Origin of the sequence: Mycolicibacter sp. MU0083 (assembly GCF_963378075.1) — a bacterium.
Classification (GTDB): domain Bacteria; phylum Actinomycetota; class Actinomycetes; order Mycobacteriales; family Mycobacteriaceae; genus Mycobacterium; species Mycobacterium kokjensenii.
The window spans coordinates 516389-537460 of record NZ_OY726394.1 but is presented as its reverse complement, the minus strand read 5'-3'; the positions used below and the strand labels follow the sequence as shown (position 1 = coordinate 537460).

24 protein-coding genes and 1 tRNA gene are annotated in these 21072 nt (G+C 70.0%); 15 read left to right on the top strand and 10 right to left on the bottom strand.

The annotated features are described in order from the left end of the window. The first annotated feature begins 31 nt into the window (after nucleotides 1-31). On the top strand, nucleotides 32-463 hold the full coding sequence (locus tag RCP38_RS02560; RefSeq protein WP_308475407.1) for a pyridoxamine 5'-phosphate oxidase family protein: 432 nt from the start codon (nucleotides 32-34) through the stop codon (nucleotides 461-463). 13 nt (nucleotides 464-476) lie between these two features. Further along, entirely contained in the window at nucleotides 477-1499 is a 1023-nt protein-coding gene (locus RCP38_RS02555) for an isopenicillin N synthase family dioxygenase (RefSeq protein ID WP_308475406.1), read from the top strand. 7 nt (nucleotides 1500-1506) lie between these two features. Here RCP38_RS02555 and RCP38_RS02550 read toward each other — a convergent pair. Next, a tRNA-Tyr gene (locus RCP38_RS02550) sits at nucleotides 1507-1589 on the bottom strand. 81 nt (nucleotides 1590-1670) lie between these two features. Between RCP38_RS02550 and RCP38_RS02545 the strand changes: the two genes are divergently transcribed. Genes RCP38_RS02545 through RCP38_RS02530 form a run of 4 tightly spaced genes read left to right on the top strand, consistent with a single transcriptional unit; the run spans nucleotide 1671 to nucleotide 4868 of the window. After that, nucleotides 1671-2162, top strand: coding sequence for a YajQ family cyclic di-GMP-binding protein (locus RCP38_RS02545; RefSeq protein WP_308475405.1), 492 nt, complete (start codon nucleotides 1671-1673; stop codon nucleotides 2160-2162). A 56-nt stretch (nucleotides 2163-2218) separates the two neighbouring features. Next, nucleotides 2219-2725, top strand: a complete 507-nt coding sequence (locus tag RCP38_RS02540; protein ID WP_308475404.1) for a hypothetical protein — start codon at nucleotides 2219-2221, stop codon at nucleotides 2723-2725. Further along, nucleotides 2722-3345, top strand: a complete 624-nt coding sequence (locus RCP38_RS02535; RefSeq protein ID WP_308475403.1) for an RES family NAD+ phosphorylase — start codon at nucleotides 2722-2724, stop codon at nucleotides 3343-3345. The genes RCP38_RS02540 and RCP38_RS02535 overlap by 4 nt, the downstream gene beginning before the upstream one ends. 38 nt (nucleotides 3346-3383) lie before the next feature. Continuing rightward, on the top strand, nucleotides 3384-4868 hold the full coding sequence (locus RCP38_RS02530; protein ID WP_308477033.1) for a flavin-containing monooxygenase: 1485 nt from the start codon (nucleotides 3384-3386) through the stop codon (nucleotides 4866-4868). An 11-nt stretch (nucleotides 4869-4879) separates the two neighbouring features. Here the strand turns inward: RCP38_RS02530 and RCP38_RS02525 are convergent, their stop codons facing one another. Then, nucleotides 4880-5485: a TetR/AcrR family transcriptional regulator gene (locus RCP38_RS02525; RefSeq protein ID WP_308477032.1), complete on the bottom strand. Its 606-nt coding sequence runs from the start codon at nucleotides 5483-5485 to the stop codon at nucleotides 4880-4882. A 25-nt stretch (nucleotides 5486-5510) separates the two neighbouring features. Here RCP38_RS02525 and RCP38_RS02520 point away from each other — a divergent pair, with 25 nt between their 5' ends. From RCP38_RS02520 to RCP38_RS02510, 3 genes are all read left to right on the top strand, one after another. Continuing rightward, nucleotides 5511-6275, top strand: a complete 765-nt coding sequence (locus tag RCP38_RS02520) for an SDR family NAD(P)-dependent oxidoreductase (protein WP_308475401.1) — start codon at nucleotides 5511-5513, stop codon at nucleotides 6273-6275. A gap of 56 nt (nucleotides 6276-6331) precedes the next feature. Next, a complete protein-coding gene (locus tag RCP38_RS02515; protein ID WP_308475400.1) occupies nucleotides 6332-7354 on the top strand; it encodes an NAD(P)H-dependent glycerol-3-phosphate dehydrogenase in 1023 nt (340 codons plus the stop codon). A 140-nt stretch (nucleotides 7355-7494) separates the two neighbouring features. Further along, nucleotides 7495-9024, top strand: coding sequence for a SulP family inorganic anion transporter (locus tag RCP38_RS02510; RefSeq protein ID WP_308475399.1), 1530 nt, complete (start codon nucleotides 7495-7497; stop codon nucleotides 9022-9024). 23 nt (nucleotides 9025-9047) lie between these two features. Here the strand turns inward: RCP38_RS02510 and htpX are convergent, their stop codons facing one another. Next, nucleotides 9048-9896: a zinc metalloprotease HtpX gene (gene htpX / locus RCP38_RS02505; RefSeq protein WP_308475398.1), complete on the bottom strand. Its 849-nt coding sequence runs from the start codon at nucleotides 9894-9896 to the stop codon at nucleotides 9048-9050. A gap of 73 nt (nucleotides 9897-9969) precedes the next feature. Continuing rightward, the gene (gene grcC1, locus RCP38_RS02500; protein WP_308475396.1) at nucleotides 9970-10986 is read right to left on the bottom strand and encodes a nonaprenyl/(2E,6E)-farnesyl/geranylgeranyl diphosphat synthase; all 1017 of its coding nucleotides are present in this window, start codon (nucleotides 10984-10986) and stop codon (nucleotides 9970-9972) included. A 12-nt stretch (nucleotides 10987-10998) separates the two neighbouring features. Between grcC1 and menJ the strand changes: the two genes are divergently transcribed. The 3 genes from menJ to RCP38_RS02485 all read left to right on the top strand — a co-directional run bounded on the left by menJ (nucleotide 10999) and on the right by RCP38_RS02485 (nucleotide 13494). Continuing rightward, a complete protein-coding gene (gene menJ, locus RCP38_RS02495) occupies nucleotides 10999-12240 on the top strand; it encodes a menaquinone reductase (RefSeq protein ID WP_308477031.1) in 1242 nt (413 codons plus the stop codon). 130 nt (nucleotides 12241-12370) lie between these two features. Then, a complete protein-coding gene (locus RCP38_RS02490) occupies nucleotides 12371-13045 on the top strand; it encodes a class I SAM-dependent methyltransferase (RefSeq protein ID WP_308475394.1) in 675 nt (224 codons plus the stop codon). 5 nt (nucleotides 13046-13050) lie between these two features. Further along, entirely contained in the window at nucleotides 13051-13494 is a 444-nt protein-coding gene (locus RCP38_RS02485) for a PNPOx family protein (RefSeq protein ID WP_308475392.1), read from the top strand. Between the two features lie 5 nt (nucleotides 13495-13499). Here RCP38_RS02485 and RCP38_RS02480 read toward each other — a convergent pair whose 3' ends face one another. After that, the gene (locus RCP38_RS02480; RefSeq protein WP_308475391.1) at nucleotides 13500-14192 is read right to left on the bottom strand and encodes a demethylmenaquinone methyltransferase; all 693 of its coding nucleotides are present in this window, start codon (nucleotides 14190-14192) and stop codon (nucleotides 13500-13502) included. 37 nt (nucleotides 14193-14229) lie between these two features. Between RCP38_RS02480 and RCP38_RS02475 the strand changes: the two genes are divergently transcribed. After that, complete coding sequence (locus tag RCP38_RS02475; protein ID WP_308475390.1) at nucleotides 14230-14874, top strand: DsbA family protein; 645 nt, start codon at nucleotides 14230-14232, stop codon at nucleotides 14872-14874. Here the strand turns inward: RCP38_RS02475 and RCP38_RS02470 are convergent. The 4 genes from RCP38_RS02470 to RCP38_RS02455 form a co-directional block, all read right to left on the bottom strand. Continuing rightward, nucleotides 14871-15077, bottom strand: a complete 207-nt coding sequence (locus RCP38_RS02470; protein WP_308475389.1) for an excalibur calcium-binding domain-containing protein — start codon at nucleotides 15075-15077, stop codon at nucleotides 14871-14873. The two genes, RCP38_RS02475 and RCP38_RS02470, sit on opposite strands and share 4 nt — an antisense overlap. A 69-nt stretch (nucleotides 15078-15146) precedes the next feature. Further along, nucleotides 15147-15647 carry a DUF3592 domain-containing protein gene (locus RCP38_RS02465; protein ID WP_308477030.1) on the bottom strand — a complete coding sequence of 167 codons (501 nt, stop codon included), beginning with the start codon at nucleotides 15645-15647 and terminating at the stop codon, nucleotides 15147-15149. A 29-nt stretch (nucleotides 15648-15676) separates the two neighbouring features. Next, a complete protein-coding gene (gene menD, locus RCP38_RS02460) occupies nucleotides 15677-17332 on the bottom strand; it encodes a 2-succinyl-5-enolpyruvyl-6-hydroxy-3-cyclohexene-1-carboxylic-acid synthase (protein ID WP_308475388.1) in 1656 nt (551 codons plus the stop codon). 10 nt (nucleotides 17333-17342) lie between these two features. Next, nucleotides 17343-18173: an alpha/beta fold hydrolase gene (locus RCP38_RS02455; RefSeq protein ID WP_308475386.1), complete on the bottom strand. Its 831-nt coding sequence runs from the start codon at nucleotides 18171-18173 to the stop codon at nucleotides 17343-17345. Nucleotides 18174-18205: 32 nt separating this feature from the next. Between RCP38_RS02455 and RCP38_RS02450 the strand changes: the two genes are divergently transcribed. Further along, nucleotides 18206-18934 carry a sensor domain-containing protein gene (locus RCP38_RS02450; RefSeq protein ID WP_308475385.1) on the top strand — a complete coding sequence of 243 codons (729 nt, stop codon included), beginning with the start codon at nucleotides 18206-18208 and terminating at the stop codon, nucleotides 18932-18934. Here the strand turns inward: RCP38_RS02450 and RCP38_RS02445 are convergent. Next, nucleotides 18931-19902, bottom strand: a complete 972-nt coding sequence (locus RCP38_RS02445) for an o-succinylbenzoate synthase (protein ID WP_308475384.1) — start codon at nucleotides 19900-19902, stop codon at nucleotides 18931-18933. The two genes, RCP38_RS02450 and RCP38_RS02445, sit on opposite strands and share 4 nt — an antisense overlap. Nucleotides 19903-19995: 93 nt before the next feature. Between RCP38_RS02445 and RCP38_RS02440 the strand changes: the two genes are divergently transcribed. Further along, nucleotides 19996-21072: an alpha/beta hydrolase gene (locus RCP38_RS02440; protein WP_308475383.1), complete on the top strand. Its 1077-nt coding sequence runs from the start codon at nucleotides 19996-19998 to the stop codon at nucleotides 21070-21072.

Below are 21072 nucleotides of genomic sequence, written 5' to 3'. Positions count from 1 at the left end.
TAGCCCCACGCCGGCCGCCGTTGGTGCCCACATGCCCCGACCCTTCACCGAAACCGAACGCGAGCAGTTCCTGGCCGGCGTGCACGTCGGCGTGCTGTCGGTGGCCGCCACCGACGGCCGGCCTCCGGCCAGCGTCCCCATCTGGTACGACTACTCCCCCGGAGGCGACATCCTGGTCAACACCGGCGCCGGCCGGCGCAAAGCCCGGCTGATCGAGCAGGCCGGGGCGGTCACCCTGGTGGTGCAGCGCGAAGACCTGCCCTACCAGTACGTGATCGTCGAAGGCACGGTGATCGAGGCAGCCACCCCGGCGCCGCTCGCGGCGCGGGAGGCCATCGCGAGCCGGTATCTGGGCGCCGAGGGCGGGCGGGCGTTCGCCGCGGCGATGGACGGCGCCACCAGTGTGCTGTTCACCATCCGGCCCGACCGCTGGATGAGCGCGGACTACTCCGCGGACCTGTAGGACCCTCGTCGCCATGTTGCCCGTGCTCGATCTGTCCGACGCCGATGCCGATGCCGACGCCTTTCGCCGGGCCCTGCGCGAGGCCGCCCACACCGCGGGGTTCTTCTATCTGACGGGTCATGGTGTGCCCGACGCGCAGACCGCGCAGATCCTCGACCTGGCCCGACAGTTCTTCGCGTTGCCCGATGCCGAGAAGAACGCGATCAGCCAGCTGAAAAGCCCGCATTTCCGGGGATATTCGCGTCTGGGCGGAGAGCTGACCAATGGCCGCGTGGACTGGCGCGAGCAGATCGACATCGGCCCGGAGCGCCCCGCAGTGCCCGGCGCGCGGGGCTACTGGCATCTGCAGGGCCCGAACCTGTGGCCGGCGCGGCCCGCCGCGTTTCGGGCCGCGTTGCAGGCCTGGGACCGCTCGCTGTCCACGGTCGGCATGCGGTTGCTGCGGCACTGGGCGGTGTCGCTGGGCGCCGCCGAAGACCTGTTCGACGCGGCGTTCGCGTCCCGACCCGAGACGCTGATCAAGGTGGTGCGCTATCCCGGCGGCACCGGCCACAGCCAAGGTGTCGGCGCACACAAGGATGCCGGGGTCTTGACGCTGCTGCTGGTCGAACCGGAATCCGCGGGGCTGCAGGTGGAGCGATCCCCGGGCGACTGGGTCGACGTCGCACCGCTGCCGGGCGCGTTCATCGTCAACATCGGGGAACTGCTCGAAGTCGCCACCGGCGGCTATCTGCGGGCCACCCGGCACCGGGTACTGGCCCCGCCGCCCGGCACCGACCGGATCTCGGTCCCGTACTTCTTCAACCCGGCGTTGGACGCCACCATCCCGCGCATCACGCTGCCGCCCGAGTTGGCCGCACAGGCCCGCGGCGTGGAGGACGACCCCGCCAATCCGCTGTTCAGCACCTACGGCGAGAACGCCTGGAAATCGCGCACCCGGGCCCACCCGGACGTCGCCGAGCGCCACCACGGGATCGCCCGTGCGCAGGATCCGCACCCCGCAAACCAGTCAGGCCCCCTGCACGAGGGGGCCTGACGCTGGGTGGCAGGTACAGGATTCGAACCTGTGTAGGCTTTCGCCGACGGATTTACAGTCCGCTTCCATTGGCCGCTCGGACAACCTGCCGTATTGCGCCTAGCAGACTACAACGAGGACGTCCCCCAAACACAAACGGCCAGTACAACACGAAGGAGAGGATCAGGTCTCGTGGCTGACTCATCGTTCGACATCGTCAGCAAGGTCGACCGCCAGGAGGTCGACAACGCCCTGAATCAGGCCGGCAAGGAACTGGCCACCCGGTTCGACTTCCGCGGCACCGACACCACCATCGCCTGGAAGGGCGAGGAGACCATCGAGCTGGTCAGCTCCACCGAGGAGCGGGTCAAGGCCGCCGTGGACGTCTTCAAGGAGAAGCTGATCCGGCGCGACATCTCGATGAAGGCCTTCGATGCCGGCGACCCGCAGCCGTCGGGCAAGACCTACAAGGTCAGCGGCAGCCTCAAGCAGGGCATCAGCAGCGAGGACGCCAAGAAGATCAACAAGCTGATCCGCGACGAGGGGCCCAAGGGCGTCAAGACCCAGGTCCAGGGTGACGAGATCCGGGTGTCGTCGAAGAAGCGCGACGACCTGCAGGCGGTGATCTCGCTGCTCAAGGGCGCCGACCTGGATGTGGCGCTGCAGTTCGTCAACTACCGTTGATACATGCGATTCGTGCGACTCGGCCCAGTCGCACGAATCGCAGGCAAAATCGTGGTGTGACCACCGTCGAGCAACTGGCCGCCGCCACACAGCGGATCCGCGACAGTGCGCATGCCGTGGGCGCGGCACTGTCGGCGGTCAGCGTCTACACCGAGCCGACGATCACGCGCGCGGTACAAGCCGAGCAAAACCTCTACCGCGGGATCGAGACCGAATTCAGCCTGCTGAGCAGCACCGACGCCGGCAGGTTGATGGGGTCGCGCTCCAGCGCCCCGCGCAATCTGGCCGCCGCGGCACACCGCGGCCAAGCGCTGATCGGGCTGCGTCGCGGCAACCAGGTGGTCTACCCGGGATTCCAGTTCGGTTCCGACGGGCAACCACTGCCCGTCATCAAGCGGCTACGCGAGATCGCCGACGCCAACGGCTGGTCGGAAACCGCCCTGTTGCAGTGGCTCTGCGCGCCGACGACCTACCTCGACGGGGATCGCCCGGTGGATCACCTCGGTACGGACCCGCAACGCGTCGCTGCAGTTGCGGCAGACGATTTCAGCGTCTCGTGGTGAAGCGGCCGCCGGTCCCCCGCGACCCGGCCATCGCCACCCTTCCCGCCGGCGCTCTGCTGTACCGCGTGGCATCCGCCACCCGCACCGCCACCGAGTTCAACCCGGGCGTGGGCGGACCGACCCGGTTCGGATTCTTCGGAGAACCGGCGGTGCCGCTGCTGTATGCCGCCGAGACCGAAGATGCTGCGATAGCCGAGACGCTGCTGCACAGCATCCCGGTCGAGGGGGGTGTGCTGCCTTACGACAGATACGCCGACAAAGTTCTGGTGCGACTGGCCGCAGCCCGTGACCTGCGGGTCGCGGTACTGCACGGAACAGGATTGCGGCGACTGAAAGTCACCGCGAGCGATCTGACGGCAAGCCCGGCGTCGGCCTATCCCAGCACCGTGCGCTGGGCTGAGGCCGCCCATGCAATGGCCGTCGACGGGTTGGTGTGGATGTCCCGGATGTGCAATGACTCCACGGCATACGTGTTTTTCGGTGACCGCCACAAGGCGGCCGGCCGGCCTTTCACCCAGGACGTGACCTATGCGCGGATCTTCGCCAACGCGGCCGACCAGATCTGGCTCATCGATCATTGCGCTCCACTGCACGTCGACGTACTCATCGAGCCTCGTTAACCGATACTGCTAGTCCCAGTGCCCCTCGCGTGCCTAGGCTGGACACCGTGGCCACAGAAGAGTTTCTCGACGTCGTCATCATCGGTGCGGGCATCTCCGGTATCGGCGCGGCCTACCGCATCGCCGAGCGCAATCCCGGCGCCCGCTACGTCATCCTGGAGCGCCGGGAGCGCATCGGCGGCACCTGGGATCTGTTCCGCTATCCCGGCGTGCGCTCCGACAGCAGCATCTTCACGTTGTGCCTGCCCTACGAGCCCTGGACCGGCCGTGAACGGGTCGCCAACGGCGACGAGATCCGCGACTACCTGACCGACGCCGCCCGCAAGCACGGCATCGATCGGCACATCCGGTTCAACCACCACGTGGTGGCCGCCGACTGGGATTCGTCGACCGACAGCTGGACGGTGACGGCCGAGGAGAACGGCACCACCCGGACCTACCGCGCGCGGTTCGTGTTCTTCGGCTCCGGTTACTACAACTACGACGAGGGCTACACCCCGGAGTTCGCCGGATCCGAGGCGTTCACTGGCACGGTGGTGCACCCGCAGCACTGGCCCGAGGACCTGGACTACACCGGTAAGAAGATCGTGGTGATCGGCAGTGGCGCCACCGCGATGTCGCTGGTCCCGGCGCTGGCCGAGAAGACCGATCAGGTCACGCTGCTGCAGCGCACACCCACCTATCTGGTCTCGGCGTCGATGTACAGCCGCTTCGTCGACCTGGTCGCAAAACTGTTGCCCCGCAAACTGGCTCACCCGATCATCCGGCTCTCGATGGCGCTGCTCGAGGGGGTCACCTGGCTGCTGGCCCGCAAGACGCCGCCGATCATGAAGTGGATGCTGCGCCGTACCGCGGTGCAGAACCTGCCGGCCGGCTATGACATCGACACCCACTTCAAGCCGCCGTATCAGCCGTGGGATCAGCGGCTGTGCCTGATCCCCGACGCCGACCTCTACGGCGAGATCAGCGCCGGGCGCGTCGAGATGGTCACCGACCGCATCGACCACTTCGACGCCACTGGGATCGCGCTGCAATCCGGGGCGCATCTGGATGCCGACATCATCGTCACCGCCACGGGCCTGCAACTGCAGGCGCTCGGCGGCGTGCGGATCAGCCTGGACGGCACCGAGATCAAGCCCACCGATCGGTTCGTCTACAAGGCGCACATGCTCGAAGACGTGCCGAACCTGTTCTGGTGCGTCGGCTACACCAACGCCTCGTGGACCCTGCGCGCCGACATCACCGCCCGGGCGACCGCGAAGCTGATGGCGCACATGGCCTCTCGCGGCTACACCCACGCCTACCCGCATCTGGGTGACGAGCCGATGGCGGAGAAGTCCGCCTGGGACATCCAGGCCGGTTATGTGCTGCGCGCACCGCACGCGCTGCCGCGTTCGGGTACCAAACGCCCGTGGAACGTCCGGCAGAACTACTTCGCCGACGCCCTGGACTACCGGTTCGACCGGATCGAGGAGGCGATGGTGTTCGGCCGGGCCGGGGAGTCGATACCGCTGGCCGGGTAGGCCGGCACCCTTCAGCCCTCCGCGCGCAGGGCCGCGATGCCGCGGTCCAGCGCGGCCTCTAAGAAACCCAGGTCGCCGGTGGCCAGCAGGATGCCCACTCCGCCCTGGATTCCGGCCAGCAGCGCGGCCGCCGCCGCCTCGGCGTCGATGCGCCGCGCCATCTTGCCACCGGCCTGCATCGCGCGGATACCGGTGGCGATCTCGCCGTGCCACTGCCGGATCAGCGAAGCGGTGACGGCCTGGGCCGCCGGCGTGGTCCGCCCGAGTTCGGACATCAGCACCGCCAGCGGGCAGAACTGGCCCTGCTGGCGGTAGCGGTCCACCACCGCGTCACGCCAGCGCTGCCAGGCCGCCCAGGAGGTGAGTTCGCCCAGGTAGGGCTGTTGGTCGGAGAGCACCAACTCGGCCTCGTGTTCGGCCACCGCGAGCAGCAGTTGGTCCTTGCCGCCGGGGAAGTAGTGGAACAGTTGGCTCTTGGAGGTCCGGGTGCGCGCCAGGATGTCGTCGAGGGTGGTGGTCGCGACGCCGGCGGCGCGGATCTCCGCGGCGGCGCCCTGGATGATCCGCCACCGGGTGGCGGCCCCTTTGGCCGTCAGTTTTTGGACTTGCGGGTCCATTTTTGTCGGCGCATGATCTGGACTCATGAGTCCAAACAATACGCGGCTTGCAGGCCGCACCGCATTGATCACCGGTTCCACCGCAGGATTGGGTGCCGGTCTGGCCACCGCGTTGGCCGAGGCCGGGGCCCTCGTCGTCGTCAGCGGCCGCGACGCCACCCGCGGCGCCGACGTCGTCCGCCGCATCGAGTCCGCCGGCGGCACGGCCGCTTTTGTCGGCGCCGACCTCAGCGCCGGTGGGGCCGAGCTGTCCCGGCTGGCCGCCGAGGCGACCGACGCGGCCGGCGGCGGCATCGACATCCTGGTCAACAATGCCGCCATGCTCATCGATCCCAGCCCGAGCGCGGACATCGCCGAGGATCGGCTGCAGGCGGCGTTCGCGACCAACGTGTTCGCGCCGTTCCTGCTGACCGGGCTGATCGCGCCGGCCATGGCGGCGCGCGGGGGCGGCGCGATCGTCAACGTCGGCTCCATCAACGGGCTGATCGGTATGGCGGATTCGGCGCTGTACAGCGCGACCAAGGCCACGCTGCATTCGCTGACCAAGTCCTGGGCCGCCGAGTACGGTCCCGTCGGCATCCGCGTCAATACCGTTGCCCCCGGACCGATCCGGACCGAACGCAACGCGGAGTACGAACAGTACGTGGCGCCGACGCTGGCCCGGATCCCGTCACGCCGGATGAGCACGGTGGCCGAGGTGGCCGCGGCGGTGGTGTTCCTGGCCGGTGACGAGGCGACCAACATCCACGGTGCCACGCTCTCGGTCGACGGCGGCTGGTCGGCCGTTTGAGCGACTTGTGCACAAACCGCGGGCGTCGCGGTGGCGACGGCAATACGCTGTCGCACATGCCTGCAATTCGTACCCCCAATGTCGTCGTGCTCGGAGGCGGTTCGTTCGGGACCACCGTGGCGTCCATCTGCTCGCGCCGCGCCCCGACACTGCAATGGGTGCGTTCGGAGGCGACCGCCGCCGACATCAACGACAACCACCGCAACAGCCGCTACCTGGGCGACGAAGTGGAGCTCAGCGCCACGTTGCGCGCCACCACCGACTTCGCCGAGGCCGCGCACTGCGCCGACGTGGTCGTGATGGCGGTGCCCTCGCACGGGTTCCGCGGGGTGCTCGAGGAGCTGGCCCCCGAACTGCGGCCCTGGGTGCCGGTGGTGTCGCTGGTCAAGGGGCTCGAGCAGGGCACCAACATGCGGATGTCGCAGATCGTCGACGAGGTGCTGCCCGGTCATCCCGCCGGCATCCTGGCCGGGCCGAACATCGCCCGCGAGGTCGCCGAGGGGTATGCGGCCGCGGCGGTGCTGGCCATGCCGGACCCGGGCCTGGCCTGCGAGCTGGCGTCGCTGTTCCGCACCAAGCGATTCCGGGTCTACACCACCGACGACGTGGTCGGGGTCGAGATGGCGGGCGCGTTGAAGAACGTCTACGCGATCGCGGTCGGGATGGGCTATTCGCTGGGCATCGGGGAGAACACCCGGGCGCTGGTGATGTCACGCTCGGTGCGGGAGATGTCCAAGCTGGGCGAGGCGATGGGTGGCGCCCGCGATACCTTCGCCGGGCTGGCCGGCATGGGCGATCTGATCGTGACCTGCACCAGCCAGCGCAGCCGTAACCGCTACGTCGGCGAGCAGTTGGGCTCGGGCAAGCCGATCGACGAGATCATCGCCTCGATGAACCAGGTGGCCGAAGGTGTGCGGGCGGCCAGCGTGATCATGGAGTTCGCCGCGCAGTACGGGCTGAGCATGCCGATCGCCCGCGAGGTCGACGGTGTGATCAACCACGGGTCCACCGTCGAGCAGGCCTACCGCGGGCTGATGGCCGAGGCCCCGGGGCACGAAGTGGATGGATCTGGATTCTGACTGGACGGTATCTGTGAGAATCCTGCCAATGTGAAGCCGATGTTTACCTAGTCGCCATCTTCCATACCGCAGCTGGCAATAAGGCATGCATAACTTCACTGCGTCTCAGCAACATTTAATGAGAGCAGGGGAGTCCGCACATGCTGACCACGCATGCCACCGAAGCCAACCGATGGGTGGCCTGGTCGCGGTCGACCCTTCGTTACGACCTGCCCGCCTCTCTGGTGGTGTTCCTGGTCGCGCTGCCGTTGTCGTTGGGGATTGCCGTCGCCTCCGGCGCCCCGGTGCTCGCCGGGTTGATCGCCGCGATCATCGGAGGCCTCGTCGTCGGCGCCCTGGGCGGATCACCGCTGCAGGTGAGTGGGCCGGCGGCCGGACTGACCGTCGTCGTCGCCGACCTGGTGGCGCGATTCGGCTGGAAGGTGACGTGCGCGATCACCGTCGGCGCGGGTCTGCTGCAGATCCTGCTCGGCTTGAGCCGGGTGGCGCGGGCCGCACTGGCGATCTCACCGGTCGTGGTGCACGCGATGCTGGCCGGCATCGGCGTCACGATCACGCTGCAACAACTGCACGTTCTGCTGGGGGGCAGTGCGGCGAGTTCGGCGTGGGACAACCTCTCCGGTCTACCGGAGGGGCTGATCGAATCCAACGGCGCCGCACCGGTCCTGGGCATCCTGGTGATCGTCACCATGTATGCGTGGCGTTCGGTGAAGGGACCGCTGGGCCGAATCCCCGGACCGCTGGTCGCGATCACCGGGGCGACGGTGCTCTCGCTGGTCTTCTCCCTCGACGTGCGGCGCATCACCCTGGACGGATCGCTGGTCGACGCGGTCCAGCTGCCGGAACTGCCGCACGGCAACTGGACGGCCTTCGGGATCGGCGTGATCACCGTGGCGCTGATCGCCAGCGTCGAGAGTCTGCTCTCGGCGGTGTCGGTCGACCGGATGCACACCGGGGCGCGCACCGATTTCAACCGTGAGCTGATCGGGCAGGGCAGCGCCAACGTCGCCTCGGGCCTGCTGGGCGGCCTGCCGATCACCGGAGTGATCGTGCGCAGCGCCACCAACGTCAGCGCCGGCGCGAAATCTCGGGCGTCGGCATTCCTGCACGGCGTCTGGATCCTGCTGTTCGCCCTGCCGTTCGCCGGCTTGGTGCAGCAGATTCCCAGCGCCGCACTGGCCGGGCTGCTGATCACCATCGGCGTCCAGCTGATCAAGATGGTCCATATCGAGACCGCCTGGCGCAGTGGCGATCTGGCCGTCTACGTGGTGACCGTCGCCGGGGTGGTCTTCCTCAACCTGCTGCACGGCGTGCTGATCGGGCTGGTGCTGGCGATGGCACTGACCGGCTGGCGGGTCATCCGCGTCACGATCACCGCCGCACACAGCGGTGACCAATGGCTGGTGACCGTGTCCGGCGCCTGCACCTTCTTGGCGTTGCCCCGGCTCACCGGTGCGCTGGCGCAGATCCCGGCCCGCACCGATGTCACGCTCAACATCAAGACCACCTACCTCGATCACGCCGCCGAGCAGGCCATCGAGGACTGGCGGCAGCAGCATTGCGCCACCGGCGGCACGGTGCAGATCCAGGGCGTCGTCATCGAGGACACCGCCGACGGATGCGCCTCGTGCGCAGCGGTGGAACCGCGGGCCGAAACCGCCGTCCGCTAGCTCGAATCGCGCTACGTCCCGGCCTACCCCCGGGCCATCGCCTCCAGCCGCCGGATCCGGTCGGCCATCGGGGGGTGGGTGGCGAACAGTTGGCCGACCTTCTCCCCGGCCCGGAACGGGTTGGCGATCATCAGGTGCGACTGGCTGGCCAACTCGGGCTCGGGCGGCAGCGGGGCCATCTCCACACCGTCGGAGATCTTGCGCAGCGCGGACGCCAGCGCCAACGGGTCACCGGTGAGCACCGCACCGGATTCGTCGGCCTGGTACTCCCGCGACCGCGACACGGCCATCCGCACCACCGACGCCGCCAGCGGGCCCACCAACGCGACCAGCAGCACCGCCAGCGGGTTGCCGTCGCGGCGGTTGCCCATGAACATCGCCATGTTGGCCAGACCGGTGATCACCGAGGCCAGCGCGCCGGCCACACACGAGATCAGGATGTCGCGGTTGTAGACGTGGGACAGCTCGTGGCCCAGCACGGCCCGCAGTTCGCGCTCGTTGAGCAGCCGCAGGATGCCACTGGTGCAGCAGACCGCGGCATGCCGCGGGTTACGCCCGGTGGCGAAGGCGTTGGGGGCGTTGGTGTCGCTGACGTAGAGCCGGGGCATCGGCTGGTGAGCGGCGGTGGCCAGTTCCCGGACGATCCGGTAGATCTCCGGGGCCTGTACTTCGGTGACCGGCTGGGCGTGCATCGCCCGCAGCGCCAGCTTGTCGCTGTTGAAGTAGGTGTAGGCGTTCATGCCGACGGCGAACAGCACCGCGATCCACATCTGGGTGGGCCCGAACACCCGCCCGACCCCGACGATCAGCGCCGACATCGCCAACAGCAGAAAGAACGTCTTCGCGGTGTTGTGGTGCGGATGCCAGGTCATCGACTTCCTCCTTGGAGAACCTCGCTCGTGCTCATTTAACGCCGCAGGGCTCGCCCGGGTTCCGTAATCGCGGTCACCCGTGCCGGTTCACCGTGTAGTCGACCAGGCTCGCCAACGCCGCCGTGCCGACACAGTCGGGCAGCTCGGCCAGTTCCGCGCGCGCCTGCGCGGCATAGTCGGCGACGGTCGCCTTGGCCTTCGCCATCCCGGGCGACGCCCGTAGCAGCCGCAGGGCCTCGGCCACCAGCGCGTCGTCGGTGACCGGGCCGGCCAGCAACTCGCGCAGCCGGTCGGCGTCGGCGCCGGTCTCGGCCAGCGCGTAGAGCACCGGCAGGGTGTGCACGCCCTCCCGCAGGTCGGTGCCGGGCAGTTTCCCGGACTCGTCGGGGTCGGAGTCGATGTCGATGATGTCGTCGGAGATCTGGAACGCGGTGCCCACGATCCCGCCGAGGCGGGCCAGCCGCTCGATCTGGGCGTCGTCGGCGCCGGAGAAGGTGGCACCGAACTGGCCCGACGCCGCGATCAGGCACGCGGTCTTCTCGTAGACCACTTTGAGGTAGTGCTCGATGGAGTCCACACCCTCGGCCGCACCGCGGGTCTCGCGCATCTGGCCGGTCACCAGCTGGGCGAAGGTCTCGGCGATGATCCGCACCGCGTCCGGGCCCAGCCGCGACACCAGCCGGGAGGCCGTCGCGAACAGATAGTCGCCGGCCAGGATCGCGATGTTGTTGCCCCACCGCGCGTTGGCGCTGGCCGCACCACGCCGGATCTGCGCCTCGTCCATCACGTCGTCGTGATACAGCGTGGCCAGGTGCACCAGCTCGATGACCGCGCCGGCCACCGTCACCTGCCAGGCGTCGGGCTCCGGACCCAGCTGGGCGGACAGCACCGTGAACAGCGGGCGGAAGCGTTTCCCGCCGGCGTCGAACAGGTGCGTCACCGCCTCGGTCATCAGGCCGTCGCCGCCGCGCAGCTCGGTGTCCATCAGCTCTTCGATGCGGGCGACGCCGTCACGGACCCGGCCCGCGAAATCCGGGTCCCCCAGGCCGCCGAAGTCCAACCCCGCCACCACGCTCGCCGGTGTCCTCACGGCTCCAACATACTGGTCAGTGTGAGCTCGCAAGCGGACGTGGTGGTGGTGGGGGCCGGACCGGCCGGGTCTGCGGCTGCCGCGTGGGCCGCCCGGGCGGGCCGCGACGTGCTGGTGATCGATTCGGCCGCGTTCCCCCGGGACAAGACCTGCGGTGACGGCCTGACGCCGCGCGCCGTCGAACAGCTCGAGCTGCTGGGCCTCGGCGAGTGGCTCGACGCGCACCTCCGCCACCGGGGCCTGCGGATGGCCGGGTTCGGCAGCGAGGTGGAGATCGCCTGGCCGGGGCCGTCGTTCCCGTCGACCGGCAGTGCGGTGCCGCGCACCGAACTCGACGACCGGATCCGCAAGGTCGCCGAAGAATCCGGTGCCCGAATGCTGTTGGGCGTCAAAGCCGTCGGCGTCGAGCATGATTCCTCCGGCCGGGTGCGCTCGGTGACGCTGGCCGACGGCACCGCGGTGACCTGCCGGACGCTGATCGTGGCCGACGGGGCCCGCTCCACCCTGGGCCGGGAGCTGGGCCGGCAATGGCATCAGGAGACGGCCTACGGGGTGGCCGCGCGCGGCTATCTGGCCTCACCACGCAGCGACGAGCCGTGGCTGACCTCGCATCTGGAACTGCGGTCGGTCGACGGGACGGTGCTGCCGGGCTACGGGTGGATCTTCCCGCTGGGCAACGGCGAGGTGAACATCGGCGTCGGCGCGCTGGCCACCACGAAGCGGCCCGCCGACGTGGCGCTGCGGCCGCTGATGGCGCACTACGCCGACCTGCGCCGCGAGGAGTGGGGCTTCGAGGGCCCGGTGCGGGCGCCGGCCAGCGCGCTGCTGCCGATGGGCGGTGCGGTCTCGGGTGTGGCCGGGCCCAACTGGATGCTGATCGGCGACGCGGCGGCCTGCGTCAACCCGCTCAACGGCGAGGGCATCGACTACGGCATGGAGACCGGGAAGCTGGCCGCCGACCTGCTGGACGCCGCAGGGTCTTCCGCGGATCTGACGCAGGCGTGGCCGGAGTTGCTGGCCACCCACTATGCGCGCGGCTTCTCGGTGGCGCGCCGCCTGGCGCTGCTGTTGACCTTCCCGCGGTTCCTGCCGGCCGCCGGCCCGCTGGGGATGCGCTCGGAGACGCTGATGCGGGTGGCGGTGCGGGTGATGGGCAACCTGGTCACCGATGAGGACGCCGATTTCGTCGCACGTCTCTGGCGCGGCGGGGGCCGGCTGTCGCGGCTGATCGACCGCCGCCGCCCGTTCCATTAGCTCCTTTTCCTGAGCGAGCGTGCGCGTGCGCGGCCGACACTCCGAGCCGACGGCCGGGACTACGCCCGCCCGCACAGACGGCTATATCAAGACCATTGACATATATCAGCGTCGTTGATAAACCGGGTCCATGAGCGATTCATTGGAATTCCAGTTCGACGCCGTCTACCGGGGCGAATCCGAGCAACTGGGTTCGGGCGCCAAACCACCGTGGAGCATCGGGGAACCCCAACCCGAGCTGGCCACCCTGATCGAAGAGGGCAGATTCCACGGCGACGTCCTCGACGTCGGCTGCGGCGAAGCCGCCATCTCACTGCATCTGGCCGAACGCGGCTACACCACCGTGGGCCTGGACAGCTCCCCCACCGCCATCGACCTCGCCCGCGCCGAGGCCGAGCGGCGCGGACTGGCCAACGCCACCTTCGCGGTCGCCGACATCAGCGACTTCTCCGGCTATGACGGCCGCTTCGGCACCATCGTCGACAGCACGCTGTTCCATTCGATCCCGGTGGAAGCCCGCGACGGCTACCAGCGCTGCATCGTGCGCGCCGCCGCACCGGGGGCGTCGTACTTCGTGCTGGTCTTCGACAAGGCGGCCATCCCGGAAGGCCCACCGTTCGCGGTGACCGCCGACGAACTGCGCGAGGCGGTCGCGAAGTACTGGGTGATCGACGAGATCCGGCCGGCTCGGCTGCACGCGGCGTTCCCCGCCGATTTCCCCGGCTTCGGCGGCGAACCACTGCGCGACGAGGCCGGCGGCCGGAAATCGGCCGCGGGCTGGCTGCTCTCGGCGCACCTGGGCTGACGGCGATGACCGCGGGGAAGCTGCCCGGCTGGCTCAAGCCGGTCAACAAGGTGATGCTGGCGATGCAGAAGCTCGGTGTCACCGCCGGGCCGGTCAGCGTGCTGACCGTGCCGGGCCGCAAATCCGGCCGGCCGCGCAGCACCCCGATGACACCGTTCGGCTACGACGGCGGCATGCACGGGGTGGCGTTTCCCGGCGCCGACTGGGCGAGCAATGCACGCGCCGCCGGAATCGGGACGCTGACCCGCGGCCGCCGGTCGCAGCGGGTGCAGATCGTGGAACTGTCCGCCGACGACGCCCGGCCGGTGCTGCGGGCGTTTCACGCCCAGGTGCCGACCGGTGTCGGGTTCATGAAGCGTGCCGGGCTGGCGCCGAACGGCACGCCCGAGGAGATCGAGGCACTCGCCGGTCGCTGCGCGGTCTTCCGATTCGAGCCGCTGCCGAAGTAGAAGCGTCAGGCCAGCGGCTTGCGGGCCGAATGCAGGGCGACGATGCCGCCGGTGAGGTTGCGCCAGCTCACCTCGGTCCAGCCCGCCGCGGTGATCCGCTCGGCCAACTGAGCCTGATCCGGCCAGGCCCGAATCGATTCGGCCAGGTAGACGTAGGCCTCCGGGTTGCTCGACACCGCGGTGGCCACCGCCGGCAGCGCCCGCATCAGGTACTCCTTGTAGACGGTGGCGAACACCGGCAGCGTCGGGGTGGAGAACTCGCAGACCACCAGGCGCCCGCCGGGCCGGGTCACCCGGGCCATCTCCCGCAGGCCGGCCACGTGGTCGACGACGTTGCGCAGCCCGAAGCTGATCGTGACCGCGTCGAACACCGCGTCGGCGAACGGCAGCTTGGTGGCGTCCCCGGCGACCTTGGGCACGTCACGCTTGGCGCCGGCGGCCAACATGCCGACCGAGAAGTCCGCGGCCACGCACCAGGCGCCGGATTTGGCCAGCTCGACGGTGGACACCGCGGTGCCCGCGGCCAGGTCGAGCACCTTCTGGCCCGGTTGCAGTTCGAGTGCTTTGCGGGTGGCCCGCCGCCAGGCACGGTCGCGGCCCAGCGACATCACCGTGTTCGTCAGGTCGTAGCGACGGGCGACGCCGTCGAACATCGACGCGACGGCATGGGGGTCTTTGTCCAGGCTCGCGCGGCTCACCCGGTCGACGCTACTCGTCTCCGATAGGGTTGGTGGAATGCGGTCTTGGCTGGGCACATTGGTAGCACTGGTGGTCTTCGGCGTGGGATTGGCGGGCCCGACGGCCGCCGACCCCGCAGCACCGGGCACGGCGCTCAGCGCCGATCACTTCGGGGTGCTGGCCGGATCGGCCGCCGCCCCGGTGCAGCTGGAGATCTTCTGCGACCCGCAGTGCTCGGAGTGCGCGAAGTTCGAGGCGGACTCCGGCGGTGAGCTGAGCCGGCGACTGGCCGCCGGGGAAGTCGCGGTGACGTACCGGTGGATGACGTTCTTAGACGCCCGCCGCCACAACGACGTCTCGGCGCGGGTCGGCAACGCACTGATGTCCGCCGCCGACCCGGCCACCTCCGCGGTGGCCTACCAGGGCTTCGTGAACAACCTGTACCGCAAGGGCGGCGCGCCCAGCAACGAAGAGATCGCGGCGACCGCCCGCGACAGCGGACTGCCCGCGCATGTCGTCGACCGGATCGCGGCCGGTCAGCCCGCGGTGGAGCCCACCTCGATGAACGCCTTCAACCGGGTGCAGCTGGTGGCGGCGAACCCGGACCGGCCGGGCACCCCGACGGTGTTCGACCTGAACTCCAAGACCCTGGTGGACACCGACGACGCCGGCTGGCTGAACCGGTTGGTGTCGGGCGGCTAGCGCTTCGGTTCGCAGGCGATGCCGTCGCCGTCGCGGTCCAGTTCCGTTCGGTAACCGGGATCGCCTTCGTAGAGCGGTGCCGCACCGGCCTCCCGGGCTGCGGTGCAGTTCTTGTAGTAGGGATCTGCCGCGGCGACGGGCGCGAGTGCGATTCCGGCCCCGCAGGCCGCGAGACCGGCCAGGACTACGGCACGACGGATCATGAAGGGACTCCTCATCGTTGAGGGCCGCCGCTTACCCGGTAAGCGAGCTGCGCGAAAATTCGTCGCAGCCTAGCAAGCCCGGTCGCGCCCCCAGCGTCGTTCGACCAGATTGATCGCCGCCAGCGCGGCGATCCCGACCAGCCAGGCGAGCATCGCCACGGAGCCGGCCGGGATGACGGCCAGCACGGCGGTGCGGTGCTGGACCCGCACCAGGTCCGGGTCGGATTTGTCGTACTCGACGTAAATCCGCATGCCGGTTGCCAATTCGGATGGATACAGCACCCCGAGTTCCGGGCGGTAGGTGATGCGTTCGGGCGTGACGAATTCGATGGTGGAACGCCGGAATCCGGCGTTGAGCACCTCCGCCTCGGCCACCCCCATGTTGCGTTCGATGGTGAGGTCGTTGCGCCACGCCCCGGCCACCAGCAGCACCGACTGCAACGTCACCACCGCCACCAGGATCAGCACGCCGGTGCGCGACCACCGCAACACCCGGCCGGCCACCGAGTCTCGGGGCAGCTCACCGTTGCCGTGGATCAGGCTGCGCAGCAATGGTTTCAGCGCCTGCACGACCCGGCTGGATCGCAGATCGGGCAGTCTCACAGGGCGGCCTTGATCGCGGCGTGCAGGCTGCGCAGCGAGGTGCGGTCGGCTTTGACCTCCAGCACCCGTACCCCGCCGGCGGATTCGGCGAGCGCGTCCGGCAGGTCGTCGGCCTCAACCTGCTGGAAGTCGACGTGGTAGGCGCGGCACAGTGCGGCGATGTCGACGTCGTGCGGGGTGCCGAAGATCCGCGACGAGACGTCGTGGAACCGCGGATCGCCCTGTTCGAGCAGCTCGAAGATGCCGCCGCCGTTGTCGTTGGAGACCACGATGGTCAACTGCCGCGGTCGCGGTTCGGTGGGCCCGATCAGCAACCCGGAGCTGTCGTGGACGAAGGTCAGGTCCCCGATCAGTGCGACGGTGCGGGCCTCGGGGTTGCGCGCCTCGTGGGCCAGCGCGGCACCGATCGCGGTGGACACCGTGCCGTCGATGCCGGCCACGCCCCGATTGGAGCGCACCGTCACACCCCCGGCGTCGTTTGCGCCGCCGAGACCCACCAGCGCGGCGTCGCGCACCGGGTTCGACGCCCCCAACACCAGCTGGTCGCCGGGGCGCAGCGCGTCGACGACGGCGGCGGCCACGTGCAGACCGGTGGTGTGGGCGTGCGTGGCCAACTGCGAGCGCACCGCGGCGTTCGCATGCGCGTTGAGTTCGGCACAGCGGCGCAGCCAGGCCGCATCCGGTGCTCCGGAGACCACCGCGCGGGTGCCGGTGGCCTGCGAGTTGCCCGACACGTCCGGCCAGCGCGGCCCGGTGGTCAACGCGTAGACCGGCACCGTCGGGTCGGCCAGCAGCGCCGAGACCGGCCGGTGCAGGGTGGGCCGGCCGGCCATGATCACCTGCTGCGGGCGCAGCAGCGGCAGCGCCAGCGGGTGCAGCGGATTCGCCGGCGCCGGGGCGGTGGGTTCGGCCACCGTGGGCAGCGCGGCCAGGTTCGGGTGGACCCCGGCACCGTGCCCGGCGATCACCACGGTGTCCGGTGTCAGGTCGATCTCCAGCGGCTGATCGAAGGTGACCGGCGGGGTCAGTGTCCAGGGCCGGCCGTCCGGGCGGCCGGCCGGCACCGGCGAGCCGTCCGCGCCGGCGTCGGGCACCAGCGGCTCACGCAGCGGGATGTCGAACTGCACCGGACCGGCATTGGCGGTGCGAGAACCGGTGGCGGCCACCAGCACTCGACAAACCGCCGACCGCCAGGTGGCGTTGAGGGCGGCCATCCGCTCCGGCGCGTCCTCGGCCAGCCCCAAACTGATGGTGGCCCGCACCTGGGTACCGAAGTACCCGAGCTGCTCCATGGTCTGGTTGGCGCCGGTGCCCAGCAGCTCGTAGGGCCGGTTGGCCGACAGCACGATCAGCGGCACCCGCGCATAGTTGGCCTCGACCACCGCGGGCCCCAGGTTGGCCACCGCGGTCCCCGACGTCATCGCCACACAGACCGGTGCGCCCGCACTGACCGCCAGCCCGATCGCCAGATACCCGGCGGTGCGTTCGTCGATGCGCACGTGCAGACGCAGTCGGCCGGCCTGATCGGCGTCGTGCAGTGCGAACGCCAGCGGCGCGTTCCGCGATCCCGGGCACAGCACCACGTCGCGGACACCGCCGCGGATCAGCTCGTCGACGACGATGCGCGCCTGTGCCGTCGAGGGGTTGGTCATCGGCACCAGGTTAGTCGTGCCCGGCGGGCAGCGGCGCCCACCGGAACGGCTTGCCGTCGATCTCGGTGAGGAATTCCAGCGCGGCCTTGTTGACCTCGTCGGGCTTCTCGATGAACCCGAGGTGCCCGGCGTCGGGAATCTCCAGGTAGCGCGCCCCCGGGATGGCGTCGGCGACCTCGCGGCTCAGATGGGCCGGGGTGACGACGTCGTCGGCGAAACCGATCACCAGCACCGGCTGGGTGATGTTGGCGTAGGCCGGCAGCCGGTTGGTCAGCGGCGCCACGTCGAGTTGGCAGCGCAATCCGGGTGTGTTCTTGACCGGCCACATGGTGAACATCGCGATCCAGTCCTTGATCGCCGCGTCGTCACTGAGCGTCTTGGGTGAAAAACTTTCCAGCAGGCGCACTTTGGCTTCATATTCGGCGGGCAGCTCGACCCCGGCCTCGGCGAGCTTGACCTCCGCGGAGTAGAAGAAGTCGCGGGCCCGGTCGTGGCGGCCGCGGGTGGCCATCAGCACCGCGGATTTCACCAGGTCGGGCCGGGCCAGCATCAGTTCCTGGGCGATGAACGATCCCATCGACACCGCGACGATGCGGACCGGGCCGGCGTCGAGCGATTCGATGAGCGCCGCGGTGTCGGCCACCATGGTCTCGGTGGTGAAGCCCGAGGCGTTCTCGGTGGCGCCGATACCGCGATTGTCGAAGGTGATCGGGCGGTAGCGGGCGAGCTGGAACTCGCGGACCTGGTGCAGGTGCCAGCCGCGGCCGGCTCCACCGCGCCCGGCGATGAACAGCACCGGCTCCCCATCCTGATTACGGTCGTCGTAAGCGAGGTTGGTCACCAGAGTGAAGGTACGCGACCGCTGGACGCCCTATGGTGTCAGGATCGCAACTGCGCAGCTGGGGGACGGTGATGCGGGCACGACACGTCGGATGGGTGTGTGCGCTGGTGTTGGCCTGCGCCGTGCCGACGGGCTGTGCGCGGGTGACCGCGGGCCTGGCGGTCCCCGCCGACCACGACGGGCCGCGGCCGGTACCGGCCTCGATGCTGCCGGATCTGCTGTTGGAGGCCACCACCGTCGGCGACATCATGGGCTCGCCGGCGATGCGGGTCAAAGACTCCCGGTCGCGGATGTTCGACGTCGGCCCGCAATTCCCCGACGCGGACTGCATGCCGGCCTGGATGCCGGTGGAGAAGTCGGTGTACGCCGGCACCGACTGGTCGGCGACCATCTCCCAGAGCCTGACCGAGACCGCCCAGGACCATTTCGTGATCCAGGCGGCCACCGCGTTCCCCACCCGCGATGCGGCCCGGAACTTCTTCGAGACGACGGCCGGTCGCTGGAACCCTTGCGGCGAAAGGACTTTCGCCACCATCAACGACGGCTACTCCGACACACCCTGGACGTTCGACCGGGTCGCCGACGTCGACTCCACGGTGTGGATGACCCAGCATCAGGACGACAGCGCCGGCTGGTCGTGCCAGCGGGCACTGCGGGTGACCAACAATGTGGCGATCGACGTGCTGGCCTGCAAGCTCTACGTCAGCGACGAGGCCGTCACCATCGCCAACGGTATCGACGCCCGGCTGCCCGGTTTCTAACGCTGCCGCGGTAGCAGCGGGTAGCACGCCCGGATCCGGTCGATCCACCACTGGCGTCGTTCCGGGGCCGCGGCCAGCGCCTGCAGCCGGGCCGGGTCCGGGACCACCGGCGCCACCGGCAGGTAGCCGTCGTCGTGCCGCACCGGTTCGGTGACGTCCTCGACGAACAGCGATCCGGTGCCCAGCCCGCAGGCGTGCTGCAGGTCCGGCAGGGCGGCGGCGGCGTGCAGACCGGCGGCGATCCCGATCGCGGAGTCGATGGCGCTGGAGATCACCACCGGCATGCCGATCTGGTCGGCGATCGACAGCAGTGCCGAAACACCGCCCAGCGGTGCGACTTTGAGGACGGCGATGTCGGCCGCGCCGGCGTTCGCGATGGCCAGCGGGTCGTCGGCCTTGCGGATGCTCTCGTCGGCGGCGATCGGGGTGTCGATCCGGCGGCGCAGCGCGGCGAGTTCGGCGACGGTGGCGCAGGGCTGTTCGAGGTATTCCAGCGGGCCGCCGGCGGTCAACGCGGTGTTGGCCCGCACGGCTTCCTCGACACTCCAGCCGCCGTTGGCGTCGACCCGCACGGTGGGGACCAGCGCGCGTACCGCCGCCACCCGGGCGACGTCGTCGGCCAGGGCCTGGCCGGGTTCGGCGACTTTGACCTTGGCGGTGCGGGCGCCGGGGAACCGGGCCAGTACCTCGGGCACCCGGGCGGCGTCGACGGCGGGCACGGTCGCGTTGATCGGAATCCGGTCGCGGCGCGCCGGGGGCGGCGGCCGGTAGGCGCCCTCGACGGCGGCGGCCAGCCAATGGGCGGCCTCCGGTGGCGCGTACTCGGCGAACGCGCCGAACTCGCCCCAGCCCGCCGGGCCGTCGATCAGCGCCACTTCCCGCACCGTGATGCCGCGAAACCGGACCCGCATCGGCAGCGCGACCACATGCAGGCGCTCCAGCAGATCCGGCAGCGAGGAGTTCGACATAGCTGTAGGTTCTCAGACCATGCGGCAGGGCGCAGAACCCTTTCACCGGGGCGCGGCACGGCCGCGGACCCCCGGCGGCGGCGGGCACCGGCGATGAGGCCCTCGATCGGCCTGGGCATGGCCGCCACCCTCGATGCGCTGGTCGCCGCCCCGATACCGCTGTTGTCCTCGCTCGGCTCACCGGCGGACTACGCGGCGGCGTCCGCCGAACTCGATGCCGCAGTGCGCTACTACCGCGACGCCGGCTGGCTCGACGACCCGGCAGGCCGGCACCGCACCCCCGCGGCCCCCGACGACGTGCGGATCACCCTGGCCCCGGACCGGGCGCCGGGGGTCGAGGTCGCCTGGTTCGACAGCGACTGGCGTCCCGAGGCCGGCGAGCCCGGCGCCCGGCGCTGGCTGTCGCTGCACGCCAACGAGCGGGTACCGGTCCGGCTGCTGCGTCACCGCGGCACCCCGCGGCCGTGGCTGGTGGCCGTGCACGGCCAGGGCATGGGGCGCCCGGGCGACGTGAAGATGCTGCGGGTGCGCCGCCTGCACGAAGAACTCGGGATCAACGTCGCGTTGCCGGTGTTGCCGCTGCACGGCCCGCGGTCCTGCGGGTTCTCGCCGCCGCGGCAGTTCGCCTCCAATGTGTTCGCGACCAACAACGTGCTGGGGCTCACCCAGGCGGTGTGGGATGTCCGCCGGCTGCTGGCGTGGCTGCGCGACGAGCAGCGGGCGCCCGCGGTGGGCCTGCTCGGGGTGTCGCTGGGCTCCTACGTCGCCAACCTGCTGTCCACCCTCGACGGTGACCTGGCCAGCCTGATCGCGGTGGTGCCGACCGGCGACCTGGCCGCCTCGATGCGCGACGCGTTGCCGGTCACGCCGGCCAAACGCCGCCTGCACCGGCGGGTGCACGACTACCGGGCGGCGCTGGCGCATCTGGTGGTCTCGCCGCTGGCCGCACCGTGCCTGGTCCCCCACCCGCGGCGCCACATCGTGGCCGGCCGGGTGGATCGGATCGCGCCGCCGCGCGGTGCGGTCGCGCTCTGGCGGCACTGGGGCGAGCCGTCGATCAGCTGGCGTCCGCGCGGCCACGTCACCGCGTGGCGCGGACCCGACTACGACGACCACATCGCGTCGGTGCTGGCCGCCGACGGACTGCAACACTCGCCGTGCCGAACGTGA